The organism is Actinomycetospora sp. NBRC 106375 (genome assembly GCF_030269665.1).
In the GTDB taxonomy this organism is placed as follows: domain Bacteria; phylum Actinomycetota; class Actinomycetes; order Mycobacteriales; family Pseudonocardiaceae; genus Actinomycetospora.
In genome coordinates this window covers 264,458-288,234 of sequence record NZ_BSTS01000011.1, presented here as the reverse complement: position 1 = coordinate 288,234, position 23,777 = coordinate 264,458, and the positions used below count along the sequence as shown (strand labels likewise).

Below are 23,777 nucleotides of genomic sequence, written 5' to 3'. Positions count from 1 at the left end.
TGGGCGGACCCACCCTCTCCCGCGCCCTGGGCTGCTGGTGCCGACACCACCACCGCGCCAAACACCACGGCGGCTGGCAGGTCACCCAACCCGAACCCGGCCGCTTCCTGATCACCACCCGCGCCGGCGCGACCTACGAAACCCGCCCACCCCGGATCATCCGACCCCTGCCCGCGCCCCTGCCCACCACAACCCCCCGACCCCTGCCCGAACACGAACTCGACCACCACGGCACCACCACCGACAGCACCGACCACGACGGCAACGACCGCGACGGCGACCACCGCTCCGACGGCGACCGCGAGAAAGCCCGCGACGGGCGCGGCCTCGACGCCCGAGACCTCACCGGCCCCCGCCGGCGCCGCACCACCCCGCCGACCGTCCCCACCCCCCGCGGCCCCGGCACCCGCGACCTCCTGCGCCGCTCAACCACCACCCCGACCACCACCCCGACCACCACCCCGACCGCCACCCCGACCGGCGCCACCGCGCTCGTCCCCGGCCTCGACGACCCGCCGCCCTTCTGATCATTGCCGGGCCACGACCTCCGCGGCACCCGTCGTGACCGGACCACCGCTCCTTGCCCCGCCCCGCACCGACTGCTCTGATCACCGGACGTGGGCCTCCCCGGCACCGGCGCCGAACCGCGACCGACGCGCACGGCGCCCGGCCTCGCGATCGCGTTGCTGTCGGGGCTGGCGTTCGGGCTCGCCGGTCCGTTCGCGGCGTCGTTGCTGGCCACCGGGTGGTCGCCGCTCGCGGTGGTCTTCGGACGGCTCGGCGGCGGCGCGCTGCTGCTCGCGGTGCCGCTGGTGGTCGTCGTGGCGCGCGGCTGGCGCCCCCGTGCCGGGCACCTCCGCGCCATCGCGATCTACGGGCTCGTCCCGCTCGCCGGGGCGCAGGTCTGCTACTTCAGCGCCGTCGGTCACCTCTCGGTCGGCGTCGCGCTCCTCATCGAGTACACCGCGCCGGTCCTGCTGCTCGGCTGGACGTGGGCCCGCACCCGGGCGCGGCCCCGCCCGGCCACGCTGGTCGGCGCGGCGCTCGCGATCGCCGGCCTCGTGCTCGTCCTCGACGTGGCCCGTGGCGCCGCGGTCGACGTCGTCGGCGTGCTGTGGGGGCTCGGCGCGGCGGTGTGCCTCGCGGCGTACTTCCGGCTGTCCGCCGGCCCGGGCGACGGCGGTCCGCCGGCGATCGTCCTCACGGCAGGCGGCGCGCTCGTCGGCACGGCGGTCGTGCTGCTCGTCGGCGCCGTGGGCCTCCTGCCGCTCGAGGCCACCACCGACCCGATCGACCTCGCCGGCGCGCCCGCGCCCTGGTGGGTCGGCGTCGTCCTCGTCGCGGCGCTGTCCACGGCGCTCGCCTACCTTACCGGCATCGCGGCCGTCGGACGCCTCGGGTCCCGCCTCGCGTCGTTCGTCGGGCTGAGCGAGGTGCTGTTCGCCGTGCTGGGCGCCTGGTGGCTCGTGGCCCAGCGACCCACCGCCACACAGATCGTCGGCGGCGTGCTCGTCGTCGCCGCGATCGCGCTCATCCGCTGGGCCGAGCCACCCGAGACCGCCGAGCCACCCGAGACCGCCGAGCCACCCGAGACCGCCGAGCCACCCGAGACCGCCGAGCCACCCGAGACCGCCGAGCCACCCGAGCCACCCGGTACACGCACCGGTCAGTGACCCTTGAACGCCTCCGCCAACCACCAGGACGGCCCGTCGGAGGTGATCTTGGCGTCGAGCAGGATCGGCCGGTCCCGGGGCCCGGACAGCCATCCGTGCAGTGCGGCGAGGTCGGCGCGGGACCGGACGACCGCCCCGTCGCACCCGTACCCCCGCGCGATGGCCGCGAGGTCGGTGTCCGGGAACCGGACGGTGTCGTGGTCGGCGCCCGCGAAGTGGTGGAACTCCGCGCCGTAGCCGGCGTCGTCGTACAGGACGACGACCATGCCGAGCCCGAGCCGCACCGCCGTCTCCAGCTCCGCGATCCCCATGAGGAACCCGCCGTCGCCACACGCCGCGACGGCCAGACGGTCCGGACGCGCCAGCGCCGCGCCGATGCCCGTCGCGAGCCCCAGCCCGATCGACTGGAAGCCCTGGGTGAAGCAGAACCCGGCCTCGTCGGGCACCTGCAGGTAGGCCGACGGGTAGCCCATGAAGTTGCCGGAGTCCACGGCCACCGTGCGCTCGGCGGGCAGCAGCTCGTCGAGCGCGGCGGAGAGCAGCCGCGGGTCGATCCGCTCGCCCGGCACCTCGTCGGGTACCGGGTGCCGCGCGGCCCGCAGCTGCCGCCCGACCGCCTCGCTCCGGTACCCCTCGGACTTCCAGACGACCTCGAGCACGTCCCGCGCCGTCGCCCCCACGTCACCCAGCACACCGAGGGACACCGGGCGCTGCGCGCCGAGGGCTTCCGGGGTGTCGTCGACCTGCGCCAGCACGGCGTCGCGGACGAGCTCCCCGTGCCGAGTGGTCCACATCGTCAGCGACGCGCCCCAGGCCACGACCACGTCGGCGTCCGCGATCAACGACGCCGCGAGCCGGCCCGAGAAGCCTCCGGAGATGCCCAGCGACCAGGGCGACCCGGTGAAGAGCCCGTGCGCGACGGCGCTGGTCGCGAGCAGCGCCCCGCAGCGGTCGGCCAGCGCCTCGAGCTCCGCCCGCGCTCCGCGAGCACCACGTCCGGCGATGAACACCGGGCGCTGCGCACCGTCGAGCAGCTCCGCGAGCGCCGCCACCGACGCCGGATCGGGGCGCGGCGCCGCCCAGGTCGTCCGCGCCGGAACAGCGCCGGGCACGGCCTCGGCGGCCTGCACGTCCAGCGGCAGGTTCAGCACGACCGTGCGGCGCTGGTCGCGGCAGATCCCGTAGGCGCGCACGACGTCGGCCGCCGCCGACGCCGCCGTGTGCACCCGCTCGGGCACGGCCCCGACCGCGCGGGCCAGCGCGTCCTGGTCGACGCGGAAGTTGGACCGGACCGCCGCTCCCCCGGTCTCGGCCGCGAGCACCAGCAGCGGCGTGCGCGACTTCGCCGCCTCCGCGATCCCGGTCATCGCGTTGGTCAGCCCGCAGCCCTGGTGCACCGTGAGGACGCCGACCGAGCCGGACGTGCGGGCGTAGGCGTCGGCCATCGTCGCCGCGCCGCCCTCGTGCCGCGCGGCGGTGTAGGGCACACCCGCGTCCCGCAGCGCGTTCGTCACGTGGAAGTTCCCGCTACCGACCACACCGAACGCGCGCCCGACGCCGAGGTCCGCGAGCAGCGTCCCGACCCGGTCCGCGACGATCACGGCTCCACCAGCGCCAGCACCCGGGCCGGCGACCCCGAGCCCCCGACGATCGGCAGCGGCGAGACCAGGAGCACCGCGCCCGTCGCCGGGAGGCGGCCGAGGTTGCGCAGGCTCGTCAGGCCCCACCGGTGCGCGCCCATGAGGTAGTGGTGGCACGAGAACGGCGGGTCGAAGCCGCCCGCCGCGCCGGCGTCGGTGCCGACGGTCTCGACGCCGAACCCCGTCAGCGGCGACTCCTGGGCGATCCACCGGGCGCACTCCGCCGACACCCCCGGCGTGTGCGGGCCATCGGCGTCGGCGTTCACGAACTCCTCCTGCGTCCCGCCCCGCGCCTCCCAGCCGGTGCGGTACAGGAGCCATCCGCCCGCGGGGAGCGGGCCGTGCTCGTCCTGCCACGCCTCGAGGTGGGCGACCTCGAGCAGGAAGTCGGGGTCCTTCTCGACCTCCGCGGTCTTGTCGATCACCGCGGCCGGGGCGACGAGCGTCGACATCGGCACCTGGGAGACGTCCGCCCCGTCGCGCCCGGTGACCCAGTGGTTCGGGGCGTCGAGGTGGGTGCCCGTGTGCTCGCCGGTGTGGATGTCGTTCCAGTACCAGGCCGGCCCGCGGTCGTCGTAGCGCGAGAGCTCCTCGAGCCGGAACCGCGAGGTGTTCGCGAACGGCTCGGGCAGCTCGAGGATCGGCGTCGACTCCTGCAGCGGCGTGGTCAGGTCCACGACCTCGACGGCGCCGGAGCGCAGCGCGTCGGCGAAGGCGGTGAGCACGGACATGGTCATCTCCTCGGGCGGGCGCGACGGTCATCGGCAGCATCGCGCGCGGGACCGCTCGACACCATTGCCAGGCCCTCGTCGACGCGTTTAACTGGTAGCGCAATTAACGACCTTGTTCAGTGCGGGAGCACATGACCACCGACCGGCTCAGCTCGACCTTCGCCGCGCTCGCCGACCCCACCCGCCGCGAGATCCTCACGCTGCTGGCGCGGGGCGAGGCCACGGTCGGCGAGATCGCCGCGCAGTTCACGATCAGCCTGCCGGCGATCTCGCGGCACCTGCGGGTCCTCGAGCACGCCGGACTGATCACCCGCACCCGCGACGCGCAGTGGCGGCGCAACCGCCTGCAGGCCGAGCCGTTCGACGCCGCGATCAGCTGGATGCAGGAGCGGACCCGCACCTGGCACGACCGCCTGGACCGCCTCGACGCCCACCTGCACCGACGCGGGCCCGACGGTCCCGGACCCGACACCCCCGCGCCCGACACCCCCGCGTCCTGCACCCCCGCGTCCGACACCCCCACGCCCGACACCCCCGCGCCCGACCGAGCAGGAGACCACGATGAGCGAACCCACTGACGGCCACGTCCTCGTCACCCGGGTGTTCGACGCGCCCCGCGAGCAGGTGTTCCGGGCCTGGACCGACCCCGACGAGCTCGCGGCCTGGTACGGCCCCGAGCACGTGGAGGTGCCTCGCGACGGCATCCGCATCGACCTCCGCGTGGGCGGCCGCTACGAGATCACGATGCGCACGCCGCGCGGCGCGTTCCGCATCGGCTACGACATCGTCGAGCTCGTCGAGCCCCAGCTGCTGGTGCTGCGGTCGGACCCGATGCCCGAGATGGGCATGCCCGAGCCCAGCGTGCTGCGGGTCGAGCTCCACGACCACGGCCCGAAGACCCGGATGACCCTCAGCGACGGGCCCTACCCTGCGCCCGGCCGCGACGGCGCCGAGGCCGGCTGGAAGGCCGCCCTGACGAAGCTCGAGACCCGGGTCCGCTCCTGACGGTCGGGCCGGGCGCACCGGCACGACGGCCCGAGCTCACGCGGGCGCCGGCAGGTGCCGCCGGGAGTGGCGCAGGACGACGGCCATGCCGATCAGGGAGCAGGCCATCAGGCCGGTGAGAAGCACGGCGTAGCTCGCGACGGCGCTCAGCACGGCGAGGATCGAGGGCAGCAGGAAGCCCGAGTAGGCGAGCGCGTAGTAGATCCCGACGAGGGTCGGCAGCTCCGCGGGCCGGGCGAGGCGCTGCAGCTCGAGCAGCCCGGACACCATCGCGATCCCGTACGCGGCGCCCAGCACGAGCGCCGCGGCCAGGGCGACCACGGGCGAGCGGACCACCGCCACGACGACACTGACCCCGAGCCCCACCGCCATCGTCGCCATCCCGACGACGACGGCGCGGGCGCTGGTGAGGCGGTCGAGGCGCTTGGCCAGCGGCTGGATCGCCGCCCCGACGGCGAGGGTGCACACCGTGAGCAGCGTCGAGTACGCGAGGCCCCAGCGCCCGAGGTGGTCGCCGACGAGCTGCGGCATGACCGCGTAGGCGACACCGGCCGCGCCGAAGATCCACGGCGCCATCGGCGTCACGACCCGCCGGAAGCGCGGGTGGCGGTGGCCCCCCGCCGCGGGCGACGCCGGGGCACCCTCCCGCGTCTCGGGCAGGGACACCACGACGGCGAGCACGGCCGGCGCGACACCGACGTGCACGAGGTACGGGAGCACCGAGGGGGCCGGTCCCCACTGCGCGAGGGCGCCGGCCACCCCCGCCCCGGCACCGAACCCGACCGTCAGCCACAGCGCGCCCCGCCGGGCACCGAGCGCGCGCGAGTCGCCGTGGCGGGCCGAGAGCTCCGTGACCCAGGTGGACCCGACGCCCATCGCGAGCGCCACGCCGAGCCCGGTGACGAGGCGGCCGGCGGCGATCCAGCCGGTCCCGAGGTCGCCCAGCGAGAGCAGCAGGCTCGCGGCCAGCGACAGCACGACCCCGGTGATCATCACGGGCTTGCGCCCCCAGCGCCCCGACAGCCGGCCCGCGATCAGCAGCCCGGGCACCAGGCCGACGACGTATGCGCCGAGCAGGGCGTCGACGGCGACCACCGACAGCCCCGCCTCGCGGTACATGACGAGCAGGGGCGTGAACTGGTTGCCGCCCCACCCGCAGACCAGCACGGCCGCGGCGGCGCGGCGTCCGGGGTGCGTCATCGCCGGTGGGTCCCGTCGAGGTGCGCCCGGAGGGCCTCGGCGAACCCGGCGCCGTCGCCCGCCGCGATCGCCTCGATCAGCCCCCGGTGCTGCGCGATCACGACGGGCACGAGGTCGGGCGACGGGCCGAACGTGCGGATGCTCATGCGGCGCTGCCGATCGCCGAGCGTGGCGTAGAAGCGCGTGGTCAGCGCGTTGCGCCCGGCGTCGACGATCGCCCGGTGGAACTCCTCGTCGGCCTCGGCGAGGGCCGCGAGGTCCTCGGCGCGGGCGTGCGCCTCCTGCCGGTCGACGACGACCCGCAGCGCCGTCACGGCCGGCGGCACCTGGTCGGGCCGGCGCAGCAGGCGGCGCACCGCCGCCGTCTCGATCGCCTCGCGGGCGTCGAGGACGTCCTCGGCCTCCCCCGGCGGCACCGGCGCGACCACCGCACCGCGCTTGGGGATCAGGGTGAGCAGGTCCTCGGCCTGCAGGCGCAGGAACGCCTCGCGGACCGGCGTCCGGCTCACGCCGAGCCGGGTGGCGATGTCGCCCTCGCTGAACAGGTGCCCTCCGGGCAGCTCGCCGGAGAGCACGAGCTCCTTGGTCAGCTGGTAGGCGCGGTCGGCCGCGGGCTCGGCGGGAGGCACGCGGCCACCCTACGGCTTGGATTCAAGCTTGCATCTATGTACTCGATCACGGTCCTCGCTACTCGGGGACGGTGCGCAGAGAGGTGACCTGGAGACCGAGGGCCTGGAGCCGGGCGAGGACACCGTGCAGGTGGGCGTCGTCGACGATCTCGCCGTACATGACGGTCTCGGCCGGTGCGTCCTGGACGGTGAACTCGGTGAAGTCCGCGGCGACGTCGTCGGACAGCAGTCCCGCGACGCGGACCTCGTAGCGGGCGGGGCTCATCGCCGTTCTCCTCTCCGCGACCGGGCAGGAGGCCTCCGGTCACCGGACACCGCCCACCGTGGCCCCGCGCGCGGGGCCGGGCGTCATCCCTGACGGGTGAGCCCGGCGTCGCGCCGGTCACCGTCCGCGCGCGCCCGCACCGGACCGCGACGACCGCACGGCGCGACCGGCCCCGATCCGCCCGTCGCGGCCGCCCCGCGACCGCCGTGGTCGCACCGCCGGGGACGGCGGCGGACGATCTCACCCGCCACGAATGAGGCCGACGGTGAGGGGGCCCGCCACGCTGGGCCGTCGATCGGTCCTGCCCCCGACTGCGAGAGGCAGCGACATGACCCAGCCCGCCGGGCCCGCAGGCGAACCCCGGCCCCGCCGCATGCCCCTGACCGATTACGCCGCGATCACGGCGACGGTCCTGGTGGTGCTGCTCGCGGCCGGGGCGGCCTACGCCGCGCGGGGCGCGCTGCTGCTCGTGTTCGTCGGCTTCTTCCTGGCCGTCGGGATCGAGCCCGCGATCCGGGCCCTCGGCCGCCGCGGCGTCCGGCGCGGCCTGGCCCTCGTCCTCGTCGTCCTGGGCCTGCTGCTCGTCGTCGCGGGGCTGGTCGCGCTGATCGTGGTGCCCGCCTCGCGCCAGCTCGGGCAGCTCGCCGACCAGCTCCCGACCCTGCTCTCCTCGCTCGCCGACCGCCTCGGCGGGCGGCAGAGCACGACCGGTCAGGCCCTGGCCGACCCGTCGGCCCACCAGCAGCTGCAGGGTCTGCTCAGCGCGGCCGGCGACGTCCTCGCGACCTCCGCCGCCGCGGTGTTCGGCGTGCTCGGCGCCCTGCTCGGCGGCGTCTTCGCGACGGTGACGGTGCTCGCCCTCCTGGTGTACTTCACCCTCGCGATGCCCCGGATCCGCGCCGGGCTCGACCGGATGATCGGGCGGGACGACCGCATCGACACCGTCGACCAGGCGCTCGGACGCATCGGCGGCTACGTCTCGGGCCAACTGACCGTCTCCGGCATCGCCGGGGTCGCGGCGTTCGCGTTCTTCCTCGTCGCCGGCACGCCCTACCCGGCGCTGCTCGGCCTCGTCGTCGCCGTGCTCGACGCGATCCCGCAGGTCGGCGCCGCCCTGGCCTCGCTGGCGGGCATCGGCGTCGGCCTGTCGGTGAGCCTCGGCCTGGCCGTCGCCACCCTGATCTTCTTCTGCATCTACCAGGCGCTGGAGAACTACCTCATCGCGCCACGGGTCTTCTCCCAGGCGGTCGAGATCTCCCCGGCAGCGGCGTTCGTCGCCGTGCTCGTCGGCGGGTCGGTCGGCGGCCTGCTCGGCGCGATCACGGCGCTCCCCCTCACGGCCGCCGCCAAGGTCGTCTTCCGGCAGGTGGGCGCCGAGCGGCGCCGTGCCGCCGGCATCACGCCCCCGGACGCCGCTCCCCCCGGGACGGCGCCGAGCACGGATTCCGTCGGGACCTCGGAGGTCGACCATGGCTGAGAAGACGACAGGGCGGACCACGACCACGCCGTGGTGGCGCGCCGGGTGGGTGCTGCCGGTGGTGCTGCTCGTCCTCGCGGTGATCTTCGTGCTGGAGAACCGGGATCTGGTGAGCATCCGGCTCCTGATCCCGCTCGTCGTGATGCCGCAGTGGGCGGCGCTGACGATCACCCTCGTCATCGGCGTGATCGTCGGACTGCTCCTACGTCGCCGGCGCCGCTGACGCCTCTCGACACGGCGTGATCGTCCGGGCACGGTCGGTCCGTCGGGGCCTCGCGTGCGGAGCAGCCTCACCCCTCACACGGTGCATTGCGGCGTATGACCTGGTCACCGCAGCGTGATCGGCGTACAACACGAGATCTCCGGACCCCGGCCCGAGGCAGCGAGGGAGGGCCATGCCGCGCGCCAAGACCGCGGTGCCCCACGCCCCCGCGCAGCTCGTCGACCGCCCGGCCCTGCGCGAGGCCCTCGACGTGCCCGGTTCCGGCGCGCCGTGGCGCCCGGTGCTGCTCGTCAGCGCGCCCGCCGGGTACGGGAAGACGGCGACGGTCGCGAGCTGGGTCCGGGCCCGCCCGGACCTGGAGACGGCCTGGGTCTCGCTCGACGCCGCCGACCGCGACGAGGTGACGTTCTGGTCGTCGGTGCTGGCGGCCATCGCGACGTGCCCGTCCGTGCCGACCGCGAGCCCGCTGCGCGAGCCCGTCGCCGAGACGGCCGAGCCCGCCGCCGTGCGCGCCCGCGTCGTGGACGCGCTCGACGACCTGCCGGTGCCCCTGCGCCTGGTCCTCGACGACGTCCACGAGGTCCTCGGGAGCCCGACCGTCGACGGGCTGCGGGCGCTGGTGCGGCACCCGCTGCGCCGCCTCGTGCTGGTGCTGTGCAGCCGCGTCGACCCGCCGCTGGGCCTCGACCGCCTGCGCCTCGCCGAGCGCCTCAGCGAGATCCGGGCCGCGGACCTGCGGTTCAGCCCCGCCGAGACCGCGGCCCTGCTCGACCTCGAGCGCATCGAGCTGGCGCCCGACCGCATCGCGACCCTCGTCGAGCGCACCGAGGGCTGGCCCGCCGCGCTGCGCCTGGCGGCCCTGTCGCTGCGCAGCGCGCCCGACCCGGACGCCTTCGTCGCCGAGTTCGCCGGGGACGACCGGTCGGTGGCGGACTACCTCGTCGACGAGGTCCTCGCACGCCTGTCCGAGCGCGAGTACCGCGTGCTCGTGGCCACCAGCGTGCGGCACGTCGTCGCCGTCGAGGAGGCCGTGGCCCTGACCGGTGACCCGGGCGCGGCGGACGTGCTCGCCGACCTCGCCGCGGGCAGCGGGATGCTGACCCCGCTCGACCGCCACGGCGAGCAGTTCCACATCCACGAGCTGCTGCGCTCGCACATCCTCACCCGGCTGCGGCGCCGCGACCCCGAGCACCTCGCCGCGCTGCACCACCGCGCCGCCGCGTGGTGCGAGGACCACGACGACCCCGTGGGCGCCCTGCGCCACAGCGTCGACGCCGGCGACGACGACGCCACGGCGGACCTGCTGCGCCGCCGGGCCGCCGACCTCCTCGCCCGCGGGGAGCTCGCGGCCCTGACCGACGCCCTCGACCGGCGATCGACGGCCGGCGACGACCCGCCGCTCGACCTGCTGCGGGCCGTCGTCGCCCTGGAGACGGGCCGGCTCGACGCCGCCGACGAGGTCCTCGCGCACGCGGGGTCCCGCGGTGGGGACGCGGTGCTGCGGGACCTCGCCGACGCCCGCCGGGCCGCGGCACACGGCCGCCCCGGGGACGGCGCCGCCGCGGCGCGCCGCGTCGACCCCGACGCGATCACCGGGCCGGCGCTGCGCGGCCTGGCCCACGCCACCCGCGGCACCGCGCTCGCCACCGGCGACCCCGCGCAGGCCCGCCACGAGGCGTCGCGGGCGCTCGAGATCGCCGACCGGCACGGCCTGCCCTACCTCGCGCTCCAGGCCGAGTCGACCCTCGGCATCGCCCGCACCGCCGAGGGCGACACCCTCGCGATGGTCCGCAGCGCGTCCGCCGTCGTCGAGCGCGCCGCCCGGCACGGCTGGATGGACAGCCCGTGGTCGATCGCGGCCCTGGCGATCCTCGGCACCGCCGAGCTGCGCCGGGGCCGCCCCGCGCGCGCCCGGGAGCACGCCCTCCGCGCGCTGCAGGGCGACCCCGCGCGGTTCCCGGCCCTGCACGCCCTCGTGACCACCATCCTCGGGGCCGCCGAGTTCGACCTCGGGGACGCCCTGGGCGGGTGGCGCCGCATCCGGCACGCCCGGCTGACGGGCGACCCGGCCGCGCTCGACGACCACCAGGTCGCCTTCGCCGCCCTCCTCGAGCAGGAGGCGGCCTTCGCGCTCGGACGCGCCGCCGAGGCCCACGAGGCCGTCCGGGCCGTCGCCCACCGGCTCGCCGGCACCCCGGAGCTCGCGCTCCTCGAGGCCAGGGCGGCCTGGGTCACCGCCGGGGATCCCGGCGCGCGACGCCTGCTCGCCCCGGCTCTCGAGGGTGCGTGCCCGCCCGTGGTGCTCCCCGTCCTCGTCGAGGCTCCCCTGCTCGACGCCGAGATCGCCCTGTCCCGCGGGGAGCGGGCGACCGCCCGGCGCCGGGTGCGCGCCGCCCTCGAGGGCGCCGACCGGTACGGCGTGGTCCGCCCGTTGCACCACCTGGCGCCCGGGGTGCGCCTGTTCCTCGCCGAGCACGCGGGCTCGTTCGGCCGGGCGGACGCGCTCGTCGCGGACACCCTCGCGCTGCCCGCCGGCGCGGCCCGCCCCGAGCCCGCGGCGCTGACCGACCGCGAGCAGGCCGTCCTGGAGATGCTGCCGACACAGCGCTCGACCAGCGAGATCGCCGACGACCTCGCGGTCTCGGTGAACACCGTGAAGACCCACATCCGCGCGATCTACGCGAAGCTCCAGGTCGACAACCGCCGCCACGCCGTCACCCAGGCCCGGCGGCGCGGGCTGCTCGAGGCGGCGGACCTCGCCCGGGGTGGATGAGGCGTCACCGGCACGACCCGCCCGACGATCGACGCATGACGGAAGCGACGGTGGACCCCGGAATCCTGGCCGCGGCGCGGGCAGTGGAGGACCGCCTCCCGTTCGGCGACACCAGGGATCTCGAGGACGCGCGTCGCGGGCTGCTCGGATCCCGGAGTCCCGGCACCGTCCACGCGGACGACGGGCGTGTCGTCTGGAACGCCGATGCCTGGGCCGACGTGCTGGCCGGGCCGCGCCCGGACACGGTGCACCCCAGCCTGTGGCGACAGGCCCAGCTGGTCGCGCTGCACGGCCTCTACGAGGTCACCGACGGCATCTATCAGGTCCGCGGCATGGACCTGTCGAACATGACGATCGTCGAGGGCGACCGCGGCGTCATCGTCATCGACCCCCTGATCTCCACCGAGACGGCCGCGGACGGCCTGGCGCTCTACCGCGAGCACCGCGGCGACCGGCCGGTGACCGCGGTGATCTACACCCCCGGTGACCGCGGTGATCTACACCCCTGGTGACCGCGGTGATCTACACCCACAGCCACGTCGACCACTTCGGCGGCGTCCGGGGCGTCGTCTCCTGTGACGACGTCGCCTCCGGCCGCGTCCCCGTCCTCGCGCCCGAGGGCTTCGTCCACCACGCCGTCGCGGAGAACGTCTACGCCGGCGCCGCCATGAGCCGGCGCGCGGCGTACATGTACGGCGCCGCGCTGCCCGTCGGACCGGGCGGTCAGATGGGCGCGGGCCTCGGGATGACCACGTCCACCGGCACGGTCACGCTCATCCCACCGACCTGGGACGTCACGCACACCGGGCAGGAGGAGACGCTCGATGGCGTCCGGATCGTCGCCTGCTCAACCAGGGCTACGTCGGCGCCGAGATCGCCGAGATGCTGACGATGCCCGCCGGGCTCGAGAACGCGTGGAACGCCCACGGCTACTACGGCTCCATCAGCCACAACGTCAAGGCGGTCTACCAGCGCTACATGGGCTGGTTCGACGGCAACCCCGCCCACCTCTGGACCCACCCGCCGGAGGCGGCGGGGCGCCGCTACGTCGAGGCCATCGGCGGGCCGGACGCCGTGCTGGCCGCCGGGCGTCGCGCCTACGAGGAGGGCGACTTCCGCTGGGTCGCCGAGCTCGTCGGCCACCTCGTCTTCGCCGACCCCGGCAACACCGACGCCCGCGCGCTGCAGGCCGAGGCCCTCGAACAGCTCGGGTTCGGCGCCGAGAACGGCCCGTGGCGCAACTTCTTCCTCACCGGGGCCACGGAGCTGCGCGGGGGCGTGCTGGGGACGCCGACGACGACCGCGAGCCCGGACCTGATCGCCCAGCTGAGCCTCGACCAGCTCTTCGACTCGGTGGCGATCCAGGTCGACGGCCCCCGCGCCGGGGACCTGCGGCTGGGCGTCGACTGGACGGTCACCGCCGACGACGGCTCCGCCGAGCAGCACTGGACCCGTCTGCGCAACGGTGTCCTCGTGCACGGCCCGGGCAGCGGGCGGGACGCCGGCGACGCGCGGGTGCGGATCGGTCGCACCGCCCTGCTCGGGCTGATCGGCGGGCGTGTGGGGACAGAGGAGCTCGAGGCGTCCGGCGATCTCGTCGTCGCCGGTGTCCACGACGCCCTCCCGCGCCTGCTCGGCGTCCTCGACCCGCCCGATCCGGGCTTCGCGATCGTCACGCCCTGACCGCGGGGTCAGGCCAGGCGGACGACCGTGTTCCCGCCGGCGACCGCGGGGTCGTGACCCGGCACCACGATCCCGTCGGGGCCCGCCAGCTCGCGGAGCCGGTCGAACGCCGCGTGCACGTCCGGGACCGAGTGCAGGATCGGTGGCGGGTGGTCGGCGTCGAGGTTCTCGGCGAAGTGGGCGGCGTCGGAGGCGAGGACGACGGGGCCGGCCGCGGTGCGCACGCGCACCACCTGCATGCCCGCGGTGTGCCCGCCGACGTGGTGCACCTCCAGGCCCGGCACGACCTCGACCGACCCGTCGACGAGGTCGAGCCGGTCGCGCGCCCGGCCGGTGAGGTGCTCGACGTCCGCCCGGGACACCAGCCACTGCTCGCGCCGGATGCGGGCGGCGACCGGGCCGGTCCAGTAGGCCAGCTCCGCACGCTGCACCACGAACCGGGCGGCGGGGAACGCGGCGACCGTGCCGGTGTGGTCGTAGTGGAGGTGGGTCAGGACGACGTGGCCGACCTGCGCGGGGTCGACGCCGAGCGCCGCGAGCCCGTCGACCGGCGAGCCGTGGAACACCAGGCCGTCGATCGGTGCGGGCCGATCGGGGTCGATGCCGGCGTCGACGAGGACGGTGTGCTCCCCGTCGGTCGCGAGCCAGACGGAGTAGGCGGTCGGGTGCGGCTCGTGCGAGCGCGCGTCGTGGCCGAGGAAGTGCTGGCCGCGGACCCCGGGCCGGCTCGCGAACCGGATCGCGTGGACGGCGAAGGTCACGCGGACGAGCCCGCGGGCGCCTCCGCGTGCGGCCGCGGCACCGGGCGCACGCCGAGGTCCTCGGTCGGCGTGCGGTAGTAGTCGCGCCCGGTGGCGACGGCGACGATGTTGAGCAGGCACACGGCGGCCACGAAGCCCGCCACGGCCGGCCAGTTGCCGCCGTCGTCCCCGGCCAGCGCCGCGGCGATCGAGGGCGCGAAGCCGGCGACGGCGAAGCCGATCTGCGTCCCGATGGCGACGCCGGAGAGCCGCACGCGCGCCGGGAACATCTCGCCGTAGAAGGCGGGCCAGACGCCGCCGGTGGCGCTGTTGCCCAGCCCGAAGACGAGGATGCCGAACACGAAGATCCAGACGTAGCTGCCGGCCGAGATCGCGTAGAGGTAGCCGACCATCGTCACGGCCATCCCGATCGAGCCCGCGAGGAAGACGGGCTTGCGGCCGATCCGGTCGCCCAGCACGCCGAAGGCGGGGATGACGACGATCGCGACCAGGTTGGCGACGACGCCGACCCACAGCATCGCGGTGCGCGAGAGCCCGACGTCGTTCACGGCGTAGGACAGCGCGTAGACGGTGAAGATCGTGCTGACGGTGGCGATGGTGGCCGCGCAGACGACACGGACCACCGACCCGAGGTGCTCGCGCAGCAGCACCGCGATGGGCGCGCGGGCCGTCTCGCCGCGCTGCTCCTGCTCGGTGAACACCGGCGTCTCGTCGAGGGTGCGGCGGATGAGGAGCCCCGCGACCACGACGACGGCGCTGAGCCAGAACGGCAGGCGCCAGCCCCAGCTCAGCAGGTCCGGCGTGGGCAGCGCGGCGACCGGCAGGAAGATCGCCGTCGCCAGGACCTGCCCGAACTGGGTGCCCCCGAGGGTCCAGCTGGTGAAGTAGGCGCGCCGGTGCGGCGGGGCGTGCTCCAGGCTCGTCGACGAGGCACCGGCCTGCTCGCCGCCGGCGGAGAAGCCCTGCAGCAACCGCAGGGAGACGAGGATGATCGGAGCGGCGACGCCGATCGAGGCATACGTGGGCAGGCAGCCGACCGCGAACGTCGCGACGCCCATGAGCAGCACCGTCGCGACCAGGATCCGCTTGCGCCCGAACCGGTCGCCGAGGTGGCCGAGCACGGACGCCCCGACCGGCCGCGCGAGGTAGCCCGCGCCGAACGTGGCGAGCGCGAGCAGCGTGCCGGTCGCCGGCTCGGAGCCGGGGAAGAACAGCTTGTTGAACACCAGCGCGGCGGCCGTGCCGTAGATGAAGAAGTCGTAGTACTCGAGCGCGCTGCCGATCCACGCCGCGAGGGCGGCCTTGCGGGGCTGGGCAGGAGGTGCTGCCTGCGGTGCGGTCACGGGCACTCCCTCGGCACGTCTATGTACCAACTAGTTACGTACCGGATGGTGAGTTGGCGCGCACCGCCGTGTCAAGCGACCCCGGTCAGGTGCGGCCGACGTGCGCCGTCAGGTACTCCACGACGAGGTCGCCGACCATGCGCCGGTAGTGCTCCCGCCGGGCCGGGTCGAGCAGGTCGCGATCGAAGACGGCGGAGAACGTGTGGCGGTTGGCGAGACGGAAGATGCAGAACGCGCTGATCACCATGTGCACGTCGAGGGCGTCGACGTCGGCGCGGAACAGCCCCGAGACCCGCCCCCGCTCGAGGATCCCGCCCAGCACGTCCACGGCCGGGGCCGCCAGGCCGGCCAGCGCCTCGGACTGTCGTAGGTGCTCGGCGCGGTGGATGTTCTCGATGGCCACGAGCCGCACGAAGTCGGGGTGCGACTCGTGGTGGTCGAAGGTCAGCTCGGCCAGCGCCCGCAGGGCCCGGGCCGGGTCGAGATGGTCGACCGCCAGCTCGGACTCGAGCGCCCGGATACCGGCGTAGGCGTGCTCGAGCACCGCCAGGTAGAGCCCGCGCTTGCTGCCGAAGTAGTAGTAGATCATCCGCTTGGTGGTGCGGGTGCGGTCGGCGATCTCGTCGACGCGGGCCCCGGAGAACCCGTGGTCGGCGAACTCCGTGGTGGCGACCGCGAGCAGGTCGGCGCGGGTGCGCGCGGCGTCGCGCCGGCGCTCGGCCGTGTCCACCGCGCGGTCCTCTCCGGTCACCACACCGACCCTAGGCGGCTTCGGGACGGCGGATCGCACCCATGGATTATGAACCAACTAGTACGTACGCTGCGAGCCGTGGCACCTGTCGTCGACGCACGCCTCGTCCGCACCGGGCTGATCGGCGCCGGCATCGGACCGTCGCTGTCCCCGGCGCTGCACGAGCGCGAGGCCCGCGCCCTCGGGCTGTCGTACCGCTACACCCGCTTCGACCTCGACGAGCTGGGCGCCGCGCCCGCCGACGTCGGCGCCGTGCTCGCCCGGGCCCGCGCGGACGGCCTGCGCGGGGTCAACGTCACCCACCCGGTCAAGCAGCACGTCCTGCCCCACCTCGACGCGCTCTCCACGGACGCCGCGGCGATCGGCGCGGTGAACACCGTGGTGTTCGACGGCGGGCGCGCGGTCGGGCACAACACGGACTGGTCGGGGTTCGCCGCGGCGCTCGAGGCGGGGCTTCCCGGCGCCGCCCACGGCGACGTCGCGCTGCTCGGCGCCGGCGGGGCGGGCGCGGCCGCGGCGCACGCCCTCCTGACCGGCGGCGCCCGCGTCGTCCACGTCCTCGACGTCGACCACGACCGCGCCCACACCCTGGCCGCCCGCCTCGCCGCGACCTTCGGCGCCGGACGCGCCACCGCCGTCGCGATCGACGCGGTCGGCGACGTGCTGACCCGCGCCGACGGGCTGGTGCACGCCACCCCGACCGGGATGGCCGAGCACCCCGGCCTGCCCGTCCCCCCGGCGGTGCTGCACCCCCGGCTCTGGGTCGCCGAGATCGTCTACCGGCCGCTGCACACCGAGCTGCTCCGGGTGGCATCCGGGGTCGGCGCCCGGACCCTCGACGGCGGCCTCATGGCCGTCCACCAGGCCGCCGACGCCCTGCACCTGTTCACCGGGCGGCACCCGGACACCGCCCGGATGCGGCGTCACCTGGCCGAGCTGGTCGCTGACACGGCGCCCACCACCGAGCCCACCACCGAGCCCCGGGAGGACCCCCGTGCCGGCTGACCCCCGCACCGCCGTCGCGACCGTCTGCCTCTCGGGCGCCCTCGACGACAAGCTGGCCGCCGCCGCGACCGCGGGCTTCGACGGGGTCGAGATCTTCGAGCCCGACCTCGTGGCCTCGCCGATGTCGCCCGGCGAGGTGCGGCTGCGCTGCGCCGACCTCGGCCTGTCGATCGACCTCTACCAGCCCTTCCGCGACCTCGACTCGACCGACGAGGCCCGGCTCGCCGCGAACCACCGCCGCGCCGAGCACAAGTTCGAGGTCATGCGCGCCCTCGGCACCGACACGGTGCTGGTGTGCTCCTCGGTCGGCGCGGACGCCGTCGCCGACCCCGATCGGCTGGCCGCCCAGCTCCACGGGCTGGCCGACCGGGCGGCCGAGCGGGGGCTCCGGTTGGCCTACGAGGCCCTCGCCTGGGGCCGGCACGTCAACACCTGGGACGCGTCGTGGGACGTGGTCCGCCGCGCCGACCACCCGGCGCTCGGGCTCTGCCTCGACAGCTTCCACGTGCTCTCCCGCACGAGCGAAATCGACGGGATTGCGGACGTCCCCGGCGAGAAGATCTTCTTCCTGCAGCTCGCCGACGCGCCCGTGCTCGCGATGGACGTCCTGCAGTGGAGCCGCCACCACCGGCTCTTCCCCGGCCAGGGCGGCTTCGACCTGTCGCGCTTCCTCGCCGCCGTGCTGGGCGCGGGCTACCGCGGCCCGCTCTCGCTCGAGGTGTTCAACGACGTCTTCCGCCAGGCCGACCCCGTGCGCACTGCCGCCGACGCGCACCGGTCACTGCTCGCCCTCGCCGAGGCCACGGCCGCCCGGGGCGCGGGCACCGACCCGGTCGGCGGGCCGGCGCCCGCGGTCGAGGGCACGGCGTTCGTCGAGATCGCGACCGGCGGCGCCGAGCCCGCCCTCGACGACACCCTCGCCGCCCTCGGCTTCGCCCGCACCGGGCACCACCGCACCAAGCCCGTCGACCGGTGGGAGCAGGGCAGCGCCCGCATCCTCGTCAACCGCTCCGGGGAACGGTCGACGGCCGTCGGCGCGCTCGCCGTCGAGTCCGCCGACCCGTCCGCGGCCGCCCGCCGCGCGGCCCGTCTCGGGGCGCCGCCGCTGCCCCGCTCGCGCGGGCCCGCCGAGGCCGACCTCCCCGCCGTCACCGCACCGGACGGCACGGCGCTGTTCTTCTGCCGGCCGGGGGTCGACGCCGACTGGGCGGGCGACTTCCGCGCGACCGGGGAGACCGACGAGGTCGGGGCGGGCATCGGCGTCCGCGCGATCGACCACGTCGGGCTCGCCCAGCCCTTCGACCACTTCGACGAGGCGACGCTGTTCTACCGCGCGGTCCTCGGGCTGACGCCCGGGAGCGCGGGCGAGTTCGCGGCCCCCTTCGGCCTCGTCCGCAGCCGCGCTCTCGCCGACCCGGCCCGTCGCGTCCGGCTGGCCCTGACGGTCTCGCTGCTGCGTCGCGGCGAGTGGGCGCCCGGCGTCCCCGAACCGCAGTACGTGGCGCTCGCGGTCGACGACGTGCTCGCCGCGGCCCGCGCCGCGCGCGAGGCCGGGGCGCCCCTGCTCGCGATGCCCGACAACTACTACGACGACCTCGCCGCCCGCGTCGACCTCCCGGCCGACCGGCTCGCGGCGTACCGGGAGCTCGGCGTCCTGCACGACCAGGGCCCCGACGGCGCCTACCTGCAGGTCTGCACCGAGGTCCTCGCCGGGCGCATCTTCGTCGCCCTCGTCCAGCGCCTCGGCGACGACGACGGGTACGGCTGGGCCGACGCCCCGGTGCGCATGAGCGCCCACCGCCGGCGGCGCCTGGCCCGCCGCGCGGTCACGCCGGTCTCGCCGACCCCGCCGTCCCACCCGGCGGCCGCGGCGCGTTGAGGTGCAGCCCGACGCCGAGCATGCGCAGGCCGAAGCACGCGCCCGCGGCGAGCAGGGCCACGAGCAGGCCGGTGAGCCCCAGCCGGGCGGCGACCGCCACGATCCCCGCGCCCACCAGCGCGGGGATCGCGTACAGCTCGCTCGAGAGCACGGTCGGCACCCGGCGGACGAGCACGTCCCGGAGCGTCCCGCCGCCGACCGCCGTGATCGCACCCAGCAGGACCGCCTGCCCGAGCCCGGCGCCGAGGTCGAGCGCGCGGGTGGTCCCGGTGACGGCGAAGAGGCTCAGCCCGAGAGCGTCGAAGACGGTGACCGCGAGGGCGACACGCTCGAGCTGGCGGCTCAGCGCGAAGGCCACCAGCCCGCCGACCGCGGCGACGACGAGGTAGCGCCAGTCGCTGAAGGTCGCCGGCGGCAGCGCCCCGAGCAGGACGTCGCGCAGGATGCCGCCGCCCAGCGCGGTGATCATCGCGAGGGTCACGACGCCGACGATGTCCAGGCGCGCCGCCCGCACCGCGGTCATCGCGCCGTTGAGCGCGAAGGCGACCGTGCCCGCGAGGTCGAGGACGAGGGCCGTCACTTGATCTTCCGCATCGGGAGGTGGGAATCGATCTTCGCCAGGCCTGTCGCGCGGCTGAGCCGGTCGACGACGAAGGACTCGTAGGCCTCGAGGTCCCGCGTCGCGACGCGCATGACGTAGTCGGGCAGGCCGAACATGCGCCAGAGCTCGACGACCTCCTCGAACGCCGACACCTGCTCCTCGAACGCGAGGAAGGCGTCGCGGTCCTTGGCCACCAGGTCGACGTTGACCAGGACCTCGAAGCCCCGGCCGTCGAGCGCGGGGTCGATCATGGCGCGGTACCCGGTGATCACCCCCTCGTCCTCGAGCCGCCGGACCCGCCGCAGGCACGGCGCCGGGGTGAGCCCGACCCGTTCGGCGAGGTCGACGTTCGACTGGCGCGCGTCCACCCGCAGGGCGGCGATGATTGCGCGGTCGATCGTGTCCACGCACGGATCGTGCCACAGCCAGCGATGGAGCCACCCGGATTCGCCATCGCGTGGCGCCGCGACCGGCCTAGCATTGCCGGCGTGCTCGCCCCAGGACACCGCTCCGACCTCCGCGCCGCCGCCGGCGACGTCGCCGGGGTGGGGGCGGGCATGTTCCTGCTCGGCACGAGCTTCGGGCTGGTGGTGGTCGGCTCCGGGCTGGCCTGGTGGTGGGCGCCGGTCTTCAGCGCCGTCGTCTACGCCGGGTCCCTGGAGTTCCTGCTGGTCACGCTCGCCGTCGCGGGGACGCCGCTGGCCGCCGTCGCCCTCACGACCCTGCTGGTCAACGGGCGGCACGTGTTCTACGGCCTGTCGTTCCCCCTGCACCGCGTCCGGGGCCGGCTCGGCCGCGCGTACGCGGTGTTCGCGCTCATCGACGAGGCCTACGCGCTGACCACCGCCCGGCCCGCCGAGGCGTTCTCGAGCGGGCGGATCCTGTGGTCGCAGGCCCTGCTGCAGGTGTCCTGGGTGAGCGGCGGGCTCGTCGGCGCGCTGGCCGGGGAGCGCTTCTCGCTGCACGTGCCCGCGCTCGCGTTCCTGTTCACCGCGCTCTTCGTCGTCCTGGCCACCGAGGCCACCGTGGCCGGGCGCGAGGCCGCGGGCCCGCTGCTCGCCGTCGCCTGCGCGCTGGTCGCCCGGCTCGTCGCCCCCGGCGAGATGCTGCTCGTGGCGATGGCGCTGTTCGTCGCGGTGCTGCTGGTGCGCTACCGGGCGACCGAGGTGCGCCGTGCCTAGCACCGGCTACCTGGTCGCGGTCGTCGCGGTCGCCGCCACGATCACCCTCGCCCTGCGCGCGGCCCCGTTCGCGGTGCTCGGCCGCCTGCGCTCCTCGCGGCTCGTGGCCCACCTGGGCCGCCACCTGCCCGCCGGGGTGATGCTGATCCTCGTCGTCTACCTGCTGCGCGACCTGCCCGTCGACCGCCCGCTGCTCGTCGCCCGCGAGCTCGTCCCGGTCGCCGTCACCGTCGCCGTGCACCTGTGGCGCCGCCAGGCCCTGCTCAGCATGGCGGCGGGCACGGTCACGTACGCGATCGCGCTCACCCTGGTCCCCGGCTGAGGTGCGTCCCGCCGCGACGAGGAGGATGATGGTTGTACCGACAACCATCGTCGAAGGAGTCCGATGACCGAGGCCGGTCGCCGTCCGCTGCTGCAGATCATCGTCGCGAGCACGCGACCCGGACGGGTGGGCGAGCCGATCGCGCGCTGGTTCGCCGAGTACGCCCGCGAGCACGGGGCGTTCGACGTCGAGATCGTCGACCTCGCCGACGTCGACCTGCCGATGTTCGCCGAGCCCGAGCACCCGCGCTTCGGGCGCTACACGCTCGACTCGACGAAGGCGTTCAGCGCGATCATCGCCCGCGCCGACGCGTTCGCGATCGTGCACCCCGAGTACAACCACAGCTACAACGCCGCCCTCAAGAACGCCCTGGACCACCTCAACCAGGAGTGGGCCGGCAAGCCCGTCGCCCTCATCGGCTACGGCGGCGTCGCGGCGGGCGCCCGGGCCGCCGAGGCGCTCTGGCCGGTGCTCGTGGGCCTGCGCATGGTGCCGGTCGCGGCCACCGTGCCGATCCCGTTCGCGGCGAAGAACGTCTCCGGGGAGGGTGACGCGCGCGTCTTCGCCCCGGCCGCGGAGACCGAGACCGGCGGCAAGGCCGCCCTCGACGGCCTCACCGAGTGGATCGGCACGCTGGGACTGCGCGGGTCCCGCTGACGGTCACCGGGCGAGCGTCGGGAACTCCTCGAGCCCCAGGACGCGCAGCAGGTCGAGACGCTCGCGGGTCGTCGCGTCGGCGGGCGTGAGCACGACCATCTGCTGGCGCTGGTCGGGGGTCACGAGCGTCTCGCAGTCCATCACCAGCTCGCCGACGCGCGGGTGCACCAGCGTCTTGCGGTCGGCGCGGCGCACCGCGACCTCGTGGTCCGCCCAGCGTCGGCGGAAGTCGTCGCTCGCGGCCCGCAGGCGCTCGACCAGGCCGCCGACGGTCGGGTCGTCGGAGCGCCGCCCGGCGGTGGCCCGCAGGTCGGCGACCAGCTCGCGGGAGTGGCGCTCGACCTCGTCCGGTGCGTGGGACGCGCGCACGTCGGGCTCGGTGAACCAGCGGTACGCGAGGTGGCGCCGGTCGCCGGTGTATCCGGTGTGCTCGCCCGCCACGAGCACCGACGCCCGGTTCTGGGCGAGGACCTCGCCGAGGTCGGAGAGCACCATCGCCGGGGTGTCGAGCAGGTCGATCATGCGTACGAGACCCGCCCGCGCCAGTCGCGCCGTCCCGTCCGCCGGGGGCGCCGGGTGCCCGGCGAGGTGGAAGAGGTGGGCGCGCTCGTCCTCCGACAGACGCAGCGCCCGGGCCAGCGCGGCGAGCAGCTGCGTCGAGGGCCGGCTGCCGCGGCCCTGCTCGAGGCGCACGACGGAGTCGGTCGACATGCCGGCGAGCAGGGCGACCTCCTCGCGGCGCAGGCCGGCGGTGCGACGCCGCGGCCCGTCGACCAGGCCGACCTCCGCCGGGCGGATCGCCAGCCGGCGCCGGCGCAGGAAGTCGGCGAGCTCGTCGCGCTGCATGCCCCGACGATCCCCCGCCGGCGGCGCCCGATCCAGGGAGAGCCGCTCCCCCGATGAACGCTCCTCTCCCGGCCCCGCGCGGACGGGCGCACGGTGGACAGCAGTGATCACCGAGCACGAGGAGGACCGATGAGGACGCGACGACTGGGGAGCACCGGGCCGGCCGTGGGCGCGCTGGGCCTGGGCGCGATGGGCATGTCGCCCGGGGCCTACGGGGAGCCCGATCGCGCGGAGGCGATCGCGACGGTGCACGCGTCCCTGGACGCGGGGATGACGCTGATCGACACCGGCGACTTCTACGCCATGGGCCACAACGAGATGCTGCTCGGCGAGGCCCTGCGCGGCCGGGACCGCGACAGCTACACGCTGAGCGTCAAGTTCGGGGCGCTGCGGGGACCGGGCCACGTCTTCAGCGGGCAGGACAACCGACCGGCGGCCGTGAAGAACTTCCTGGCCTACTCGCTGCAGCGCCTCGGCACCGACCACGTCGACGTCTACCGCCCCGCGCGGCTCGACCCGGCGGTCCCGATCGAGGACACCGTCGGCGCGATCGCCGAGATGGTCGAGGCCGGCCACGTCCGGCACATCGGGCTCTCCGAGGTCGACGCCGCGACGATCCGCCGCGCCCACGCCGTGCACCCGATCAGCGACCTGCAGATCGAGTACTCGCTGCTCTCCCGCGCCGTCGAGGCCGACGTCCTGCCGACGCTGCGCGAGCTCGGCATCGGGCTGACCGCCTACGGTGTCCTCGGCCGCGGCCTGATCTCGGGGCACTGGACGACCGGGCGGACCGCCCCCGGCGACCTCCGCGGCGCCACCCCGCGGTTCGCCGACGGCAACGTCGAGCACAACCTGGCGCTCGTCGAGGCCCTGCGCGAGGTCGCGGCGAGCACGGGCTGCACGGTCGCCCAGCTCGCCATGGCGTGGGTCGCCGTCCAGGGCGACGACATCGTGCCGCTGGTCGGCGCCCGGACCCGGACGCGGCTGGACGAGGCCCTGCCCGCGGCGGACCTGGAGCTCACCGCGGACGACCTCGCCCGCATCGAGGACGCCGTGCCCGCCGGGTCGGCGCGCGGCGACCGCTACCCCGCGGCGTTCATGGCGAGCCTGGGCGTCGGGAACTGACCTCGGC

26 protein-coding genes and 1 pseudogene are annotated in these 23,777 nt (G+C 75.5%); 16 read left to right on the top strand and 11 right to left on the bottom strand.

What is annotated here, in order from left to right:
• Positions 1–527, top strand: a pseudogene (locus tag QSK03_RS20255) (hypothetical protein); the annotation flags it as partial.
• 90 nt (positions 528–617) lie between these two features.
• Positions 618–1,673 carry an EamA family transporter gene (locus tag QSK03_RS20250; protein WP_285655796.1) on the top strand — a complete coding sequence of 352 codons (1,056 nt, stop codon included), beginning with the start codon at positions 618–620 and terminating at the stop codon, positions 1,671–1,673.
• Here the strand turns inward: QSK03_RS20250 and QSK03_RS20245 are convergent.
• Positions 1,667–3,274 (bottom strand): thiamine pyrophosphate-binding protein, encoded by a 1,608-nt coding sequence (locus QSK03_RS20245; RefSeq protein ID WP_285655793.1) that lies wholly within the window; start codon positions 3,272–3,274, stop codon positions 1,667–1,669. The genes QSK03_RS20250 and QSK03_RS20245 overlap by 7 nt on opposite strands.
• Positions 3,271–4,044, bottom strand: coding sequence for a cyclase family protein (locus QSK03_RS20240; RefSeq protein ID WP_285655790.1), 774 nt, complete (start codon positions 4,042–4,044; stop codon positions 3,271–3,273). Before QSK03_RS20240 ends, QSK03_RS20245 begins: the two co-directional genes overlap by 4 nt.
• Before the next feature lie 131 nt (positions 4,045–4,175).
• On the opposite strand from QSK03_RS20240, the gene QSK03_RS33180 reads away from it, so the two are divergent.
• Together QSK03_RS33180 and QSK03_RS20230 are read left to right on the top strand one after the other, a co-directional pair.
• Positions 4,176–4,622: an ArsR/SmtB family transcription factor gene (locus tag QSK03_RS33180; RefSeq protein WP_352232020.1), complete on the top strand. Its 447-nt coding sequence runs from the start codon at positions 4,176–4,178 to the stop codon at positions 4,620–4,622.
• Positions 4,606–5,049, top strand: coding sequence for an SRPBCC family protein (locus QSK03_RS20230; protein ID WP_285655787.1), 444 nt, complete (start codon positions 4,606–4,608; stop codon positions 5,047–5,049). Before QSK03_RS33180 ends, QSK03_RS20230 begins: the two co-directional genes overlap by 17 nt.
• 36 nt (positions 5,050–5,085) lie before the next feature.
• Here QSK03_RS20230 and QSK03_RS20225 read toward each other — a convergent pair whose 3' ends face one another.
• Genes QSK03_RS20225 through QSK03_RS20215 form a run of 3 tightly spaced genes read right to left on the bottom strand, consistent with a single transcriptional unit; the run spans position 5,086 to position 7,143 of the window.
• Positions 5,086–6,249: an MFS transporter gene (locus QSK03_RS20225; RefSeq protein WP_285655785.1), complete on the bottom strand. Its 1,164-nt coding sequence runs from the start codon at positions 6,247–6,249 to the stop codon at positions 5,086–5,088.
• Positions 6,246–6,878 carry a GntR family transcriptional regulator gene (locus QSK03_RS20220; RefSeq protein ID WP_285655783.1) on the bottom strand — a complete coding sequence of 211 codons (633 nt, stop codon included), beginning with the start codon at positions 6,876–6,878 and terminating at the stop codon, positions 6,246–6,248. Before QSK03_RS20220 ends, QSK03_RS20225 begins: the two co-directional genes overlap by 4 nt.
• Positions 6,879–6,936: 58 nt before the next feature.
• On the bottom strand, positions 6,937–7,143 hold the full coding sequence (locus tag QSK03_RS20215) for a DUF8691 family protein (RefSeq protein ID WP_285655781.1): 207 nt from the start codon (positions 7,141–7,143) through the stop codon (positions 6,937–6,939).
• Between the two features lie 373 nt (positions 7,144–7,516).
• Between QSK03_RS20215 and QSK03_RS20210 the strand changes: the two genes are divergently transcribed.
• From QSK03_RS20210 to QSK03_RS20185, 6 genes are all read left to right on the top strand, one after another.
• The gene (locus tag QSK03_RS20210; protein ID WP_285655779.1) at positions 7,517–8,620 is read left to right on the top strand and encodes an AI-2E family transporter; all 1,104 of its coding nucleotides are present in this window, start codon (positions 7,517–7,519) and stop codon (positions 8,618–8,620) included.
• Positions 8,613–8,843: a DUF1049 domain-containing protein gene (locus QSK03_RS20205; RefSeq protein WP_285655776.1), complete on the top strand. Its 231-nt coding sequence runs from the start codon at positions 8,613–8,615 to the stop codon at positions 8,841–8,843. Before QSK03_RS20210 ends, QSK03_RS20205 begins: the two co-directional genes overlap by 8 nt.
• Positions 8,844–9,015: 172 nt before the next feature.
• Complete coding sequence (locus QSK03_RS20200) at positions 9,016–11,616, top strand: winged helix-turn-helix domain-containing protein (RefSeq protein WP_285655773.1); 2,601 nt, start codon at positions 9,016–9,018, stop codon at positions 11,614–11,616.
• Positions 11,617–11,651: 35 nt separating this feature from the next.
• Entirely contained in the window at positions 11,652–12,128 is a 477-nt protein-coding gene (locus tag QSK03_RS20195) for an MBL fold metallo-hydrolase (protein ID WP_285655770.1), read from the top strand.
• Positions 12,125–12,505: an MBL fold metallo-hydrolase gene (locus QSK03_RS20190; RefSeq protein ID WP_285655769.1), complete on the top strand. Its 381-nt coding sequence runs from the start codon at positions 12,125–12,127 to the stop codon at positions 12,503–12,505. Before QSK03_RS20195 ends, QSK03_RS20190 begins: the two co-directional genes overlap by 4 nt.
• Positions 12,499–13,299, top strand: coding sequence for an alkyl sulfatase dimerization domain-containing protein (locus QSK03_RS20185; RefSeq protein ID WP_285655767.1), 801 nt, complete (start codon positions 12,499–12,501; stop codon positions 13,297–13,299). Before QSK03_RS20190 ends, QSK03_RS20185 begins: the two co-directional genes overlap by 7 nt.
• An 8-nt stretch (positions 13,300–13,307) precedes the next feature.
• Here the strand turns inward: QSK03_RS20185 and QSK03_RS20180 are convergent, their stop codons facing one another.
• The 3 genes from QSK03_RS20180 to QSK03_RS20170 form a co-directional block, all read right to left on the bottom strand.
• On the bottom strand, positions 13,308–14,060 hold the full coding sequence (locus QSK03_RS20180) for an N-acyl homoserine lactonase family protein (RefSeq protein ID WP_285655765.1): 753 nt from the start codon (positions 14,058–14,060) through the stop codon (positions 13,308–13,310).
• On the bottom strand, positions 14,057–15,403 hold the full coding sequence (locus QSK03_RS20175; protein ID WP_285655763.1) for an MFS transporter: 1,347 nt from the start codon (positions 15,401–15,403) through the stop codon (positions 14,057–14,059). Before QSK03_RS20175 ends, QSK03_RS20180 begins: the two co-directional genes overlap by 4 nt.
• A gap of 85 nt (positions 15,404–15,488) precedes the next feature.
• Positions 15,489–16,154: a TetR/AcrR family transcriptional regulator gene (locus QSK03_RS20170; protein WP_285655761.1), complete on the bottom strand. Its 666-nt coding sequence runs from the start codon at positions 16,152–16,154 to the stop codon at positions 15,489–15,491.
• 78 nt (positions 16,155–16,232) lie between these two features.
• Here QSK03_RS20170 and QSK03_RS20165 point away from each other — a divergent pair, with 78 nt between their 5' ends.
• A complete protein-coding gene (locus QSK03_RS20165) occupies positions 16,233–17,159 on the top strand; it encodes a shikimate dehydrogenase (protein ID WP_285655758.1) in 927 nt (308 codons plus the stop codon).
• The gene (locus QSK03_RS20160; protein WP_285655756.1) at positions 17,149–19,038 is read left to right on the top strand and encodes a sugar phosphate isomerase/epimerase and 4-hydroxyphenylpyruvate domain-containing protein; all 1,890 of its coding nucleotides are present in this window, start codon (positions 17,149–17,151) and stop codon (positions 19,036–19,038) included. The genes QSK03_RS20165 and QSK03_RS20160 overlap by 11 nt, the downstream gene beginning before the upstream one ends.
• Here QSK03_RS20160 and QSK03_RS20155 read toward each other — a convergent pair.
• Together QSK03_RS20155 and QSK03_RS20150 are read right to left on the bottom strand one after the other, a co-directional pair.
• Positions 18,986–19,618, bottom strand: a complete 633-nt coding sequence (locus QSK03_RS20155; RefSeq protein WP_285655753.1) for a trimeric intracellular cation channel family protein — start codon at positions 19,616–19,618, stop codon at positions 18,986–18,988. The two genes, QSK03_RS20160 and QSK03_RS20155, sit on opposite strands and share 53 nt — an antisense overlap.
• The gene (locus QSK03_RS20150) at positions 19,615–20,046 is read right to left on the bottom strand and encodes an Lrp/AsnC family transcriptional regulator (protein WP_285655750.1); all 432 of its coding nucleotides are present in this window, start codon (positions 20,044–20,046) and stop codon (positions 19,615–19,617) included. Before QSK03_RS20150 ends, QSK03_RS20155 begins: the two co-directional genes overlap by 4 nt.
• Positions 20,047–20,127: 81 nt before the next feature.
• On the opposite strand from QSK03_RS20150, the gene QSK03_RS20145 reads away from it, so the two are divergent.
• From QSK03_RS20145 to QSK03_RS20135, 3 genes are all read left to right on the top strand, one after another.
• Positions 20,128–20,820, top strand: a complete 693-nt coding sequence (locus QSK03_RS20145) for an AzlC family ABC transporter permease (RefSeq protein WP_285655747.1) — start codon at positions 20,128–20,130, stop codon at positions 20,818–20,820.
• The gene (locus tag QSK03_RS20140; protein ID WP_285655744.1) at positions 20,813–21,142 is read left to right on the top strand and encodes a branched-chain amino acid transporter permease; all 330 of its coding nucleotides are present in this window, start codon (positions 20,813–20,815) and stop codon (positions 21,140–21,142) included. The genes QSK03_RS20145 and QSK03_RS20140 overlap by 8 nt, the downstream gene beginning before the upstream one ends.
• Positions 21,143–21,205: 63 nt before the next feature.
• Entirely contained in the window at positions 21,206–21,799 is a 594-nt protein-coding gene (locus QSK03_RS20135) for an NADPH-dependent FMN reductase (RefSeq protein WP_285655741.1), read from the top strand.
• Between the two features lie 3 nt (positions 21,800–21,802).
• On the opposite strand, the gene QSK03_RS20130 is transcribed toward QSK03_RS20135, so the two are convergent.
• Positions 21,803–22,645 carry a helix-turn-helix transcriptional regulator gene (locus QSK03_RS20130; protein WP_285655738.1) on the bottom strand — a complete coding sequence of 281 codons (843 nt, stop codon included), beginning with the start codon at positions 22,643–22,645 and terminating at the stop codon, positions 21,803–21,805.
• Between the two features lie 129 nt (positions 22,646–22,774).
• Here QSK03_RS20130 and QSK03_RS20125 point away from each other — a divergent pair, with 129 nt between their 5' ends.
• Positions 22,775–23,770, top strand: a complete 996-nt coding sequence (locus QSK03_RS20125; RefSeq protein ID WP_285655734.1) for an aldo/keto reductase — start codon at positions 22,775–22,777, stop codon at positions 23,768–23,770.
• The last annotated feature ends 7 nt before the right edge of the window (positions 23,771–23,777 follow it).